Annotated in this window: 4 protein-coding genes and 1 pseudogene; 1 reads left to right on the top strand and 4 read right to left on the bottom strand. The window is 50.9% G+C overall.

From position 1 onward, the window contains the following. The 3 genes and pseudogenes from ACTF5Z_RS11670 to ACTF5Z_RS11680 all read right to left on the bottom strand — a co-directional run. Positions 1-449: pseudogene (locus ACTF5Z_RS11670) on the bottom strand (DNA recombination protein RmuC); the annotation flags it as partial. Next, positions 442-990, bottom strand: coding sequence for an NUDIX hydrolase (locus ACTF5Z_RS11675; protein WP_438985787.1), 549 nt, complete (start codon positions 988-990; stop codon positions 442-444). The gene ACTF5Z_RS11675 and the pseudogene ACTF5Z_RS11670, both read right to left, overlap by 8 nt. A 72-nt stretch (positions 991-1,062) precedes the next feature. Next, positions 1,063-1,524, bottom strand: coding sequence for a flavin reductase family protein (locus tag ACTF5Z_RS11680; protein ID WP_438985788.1), 462 nt, complete (start codon positions 1,522-1,524; stop codon positions 1,063-1,065). Between the two features lie 108 nt (positions 1,525-1,632). Between ACTF5Z_RS11680 and ACTF5Z_RS11685 the strand changes: the two genes are divergently transcribed. Next, positions 1,633-2,931, top strand: a complete 1,299-nt coding sequence (locus ACTF5Z_RS11685; RefSeq protein WP_438985789.1) for a spinster family MFS transporter — start codon at positions 1,633-1,635, stop codon at positions 2,929-2,931. Here ACTF5Z_RS11685 and ACTF5Z_RS11690 read toward each other — a convergent pair. Further along, positions 2,928-3,396: SDR family NAD(P)-dependent oxidoreductase (locus tag ACTF5Z_RS11690; RefSeq protein WP_438985790.1), on the bottom strand; the 469-nt coding region annotated here is incomplete at its 5' end. The genes ACTF5Z_RS11685 and ACTF5Z_RS11690 overlap by 4 nt on opposite strands.

Consider the following 3,396-nt stretch of genomic DNA (forward strand, 5'->3'; position numbering starts at 1 on the left):
ACATCCTCAATTTTTGCGCGAAAGTCTTTCAGTTGGGTCTGCAGGGGCGTCAGTGTTCGGCCCATTAACTCTGCACTGCCCTCCTGCAATTTAGCGCTTTTCTCTTCGAGCAAATGTTGTGCAAGCAGACGAAACTCCGACGACATTTCTGTTCGTATCCGCTCGGTTTCTGTTTGAATGCTCTTATGGGCTAGTTGCAAGGCCTCATATTCCGCCGTCCTGGCAGCTAATGACTGCGACAACTCGCCTCGCAAAACCTCTGACTCGTGCGTCCTCGAAGACTCCTTTACTAGCTGCGATTCGAGCTCGGCCTGCTTTTCAAGGAGCAATCGCTGCTTTATACGGTAGGGTCCAAGCTTCGATAGAAATATCAACAGCAGCAAGCTTGTCCAAAGTCCTGCGGCGAGGATCAGCGTTGAAAGCTCAATCGTTATGGTAGAGTTACTCACGCTTACTTCGTCTGATTACAGTATCTACCCGCATAGGAAAGCCCTTGCCCTCTGCCGCATCGGAAAAATACGTTTTGAGTGTTTCGATGACGACTGGAAACGCGAGCTCGTCCCACGGAATCTCGGACTCACTGAACAGGCGACACTCTATGCTTTCCGGCCCGACACCAAATTCACCTGCTTCAAGTTCGCACAGATAAAATAAGTAGACTTGATCGATGGCCGGAACATCGAAAAGATAGTACAAAGATAGATCTTTGACTTTTGCTCGGGCCTCTTCCCAGGTTTCTCGAGCAGCGCCCTGCGCCGTTGTCTCCTGGTTCTCCATGAATCCCGCGGGCAGGGTCCATTTGCCGAACCGGGGTTCGATAGCGCGCTTGCACAGAAGCACTTTATCTTCCCACACAGGCAGGCAGCCCACAATAATTTTAGGGTTTGAGTAATGAACGGTTTTGCAGCGGCCGCAGACGTGTCGCTCCCGGTCGTCATTCTCTGGGATTTCGAGTTGAACCTCGTGCCCGCACGCGCTACAAAACTTCATTACGATGTCAGCCTAATCAAAAACATCATTATAAAGTTTTGTGGCGCTGAATGCACCGCGGCATTTAGGACCCTAGAGAGTGTGATACTGCCCTTTGTGAAACACTAAGGGAGAGAGTGCATCGTTGACCTGATACTTATCGATAGTGCCCAAGATCAAATGGTGGTCACCCGCAGGCACAACTTGCTCAAGTGTCATTTCAAACGACGCCAACGCCCCTATGACTAGGGGAACGCCATCTTCGGACATCTCCACCTGAGCGCTTTGTAAGCCATGTTGGCCCGGCTTTGCACACTGCCCGCTGATGGCTTGCTGGTCCGAGGCAAGGATGTTTATGGCGTATTTTTTTGTGCCAGTCCAAAACTCGAACAAATCTGAGGAATTTTGAATACTCCAAAGGGCAAGAGCCGGATCGAGGGACACGGATCCAAACGAGTTAATAGTGATGCCTATTGGACGCCCGTCATTATTGACGGCGCTGACAACACAAACACCGGTAGCAAATTGGCCAAAGGCATTTCGCAACGCTTTCACAACAAATCCTTGTTTTAAAAATTTCGGCAAGCTTAGTCGATTTTGCTTCAAAACACAGCCGGTTTTTTGTAACGTACCAGTGCTCAAATAATTATACTAGGAATTCAAATGGCGCCACCAACACCGTCTACTCAGGTCGACTTTAGCCCACGATATCGTAATTTCGCCTTGGTTTTACTGACGTTGGTCTACGCCTTTAATTTCATTGACCGTCAAATCTTGGTGATACTGCAAGAGCCGATAAAGCTCGACATGGGCCTCACAGATACTCAACTTGGACTATTGAGCGGCTTTAGTTTCGCGTTGGTATATGTGACGGCTGGCATTCCCATCGCCTACTGGGCTGACCGCGTGAATCGCAGAAACATTGTAGCAACAGCCTTAGCGGTCTGGTCGGGCATGACCGCTCTATCCGGATTGGCACAAAACTACTGGCATCTACTGCTGGCTCGAATCGGTGTCGGTTTAGGCGAAGCCGGTGGCTCGCCTCCATCACACTCTATGATCTCGGATTACTTTCCTCCAGAGCACCGGGGAAAAGCCTTGTCTTTTTACTCTGCAGGTATCTATGTCGGGATCTTGTTCGGTTTCGCGTTTGGTGGTGTGCTAGCAGAACAGTTTGGCTGGCGCATGGCGTTTATGGCCGTTGGTCTACCTGGGGTCGCTCTTGCTGTTGTGCTGGTCATGGTTCTGAAAGAGCCCATCAGAGGACGCTGGGATGACGCTCCTTCAAATCAAGAGAAAGCCGAATTTCGGGAAACACTTGCGTTCCTCACGCGGCGCAAGTCTTTCTGGTTTGCCGCACTGGGAACGGCTTTAATGGCATACGCGAGCTACGGCAATGGCAATTTCTTTCCATCGTTTCTGTATCGAGTACACGGGATGGGGCTCGCAGAAATTGGGTACACACTGGCATTAGTTTCTGGAATAACAGGAGCTGTTGGCACCTTTTTGGGTGGGTTCTTCGCCGATAAATTTGGTCAAAAAGACAAACGCTGGTATCTGTGGGTACCGATGTGGGGTGCCCTTATCCACATCCCACTTGCAATATTCGTGCTGATTACACCGAATGTAAATGCACTCATCGGTGTGCTCATACTCTCAAATATCTCTGGAGCGATGTACCTCGGCCCGTGTATCGCAATCAGTCACTTTCTAGTGCCCGCTCACATGCGGGCCATGACTTCAGCCATACTGTTTTTTGTGCTCAACATGATAGGGCTAGGTCTAGGCCCATTGGCGACGGGCTTCATGAGCGACGCCTTCAGTGTAAATTACGGTGTTGAGGGCTTGCGCTACGCGATGTTGGTATCCGCCTGCATCGGCGGAGTCCCTGTAATTCTGTTCTATCTGGCCGCTAAGCACTTGCGCAAAGATTTGGCGATGTTGCAAGAATCTCGAGACTAATAAATGCCCCGAGCCCTCAGGTTGGCGGTCATACCTTCAAGCATATCGAACAATGCTTCAGGGTCGGACCGCTTCATTTCCAAAAGGCCCATTTCCATCGCGCTTTCACCGACCGGGATCTCCCGCTGCTTCGCGAGCAGTTTAGCGACCACTTCCTGGGCACAACGGTCCGCGTCCATCCCATTCTCGATTTGATCGTCCATGATCCCGAAAGCTTCACCGTCCGCGCGCATCGCGTTCACCGAGACTTGTGACTGAATGCTACCTGGCGTGATTGTGGACACGGATATCCCCTCGTGCGCTATTTCACATCGCAATGCATCGAAAAATCCCATAACCGCGTGCTTAGCCATACTGTAACCTGTTCGTAGCGGCGCGCCCACCTTACCCGCGACGCTCGAGGTCACCACTAAATGACCCGATTTACGCTCTCGCATGTGCGGCAAAACGGCTTTGGTTAAGGAT

The organism is Aequoribacter sp., from assembly GCF_965659035.1.
Lineage (GTDB): Bacteria > Pseudomonadota > Gammaproteobacteria > Pseudomonadales > Halieaceae > Aequoribacter.

What these genes read in the sequence shown, in the direction of transcription:
- ACTF5Z_RS11675 (WP_438985787.1), bottom strand. Translation starts at nt 990, where the DNA reads ATGAAGTTTTGTAGCGCGTGCGGGCACGAGGTTCAACTCGAAATCCCA.
- ACTF5Z_RS11685 (WP_438985789.1), top strand. Translation starts at nt 1,633, where the DNA reads ATGGCGCCACCAACACCGTCTACTCAGGTCGACTTTAGCCCACGATAT.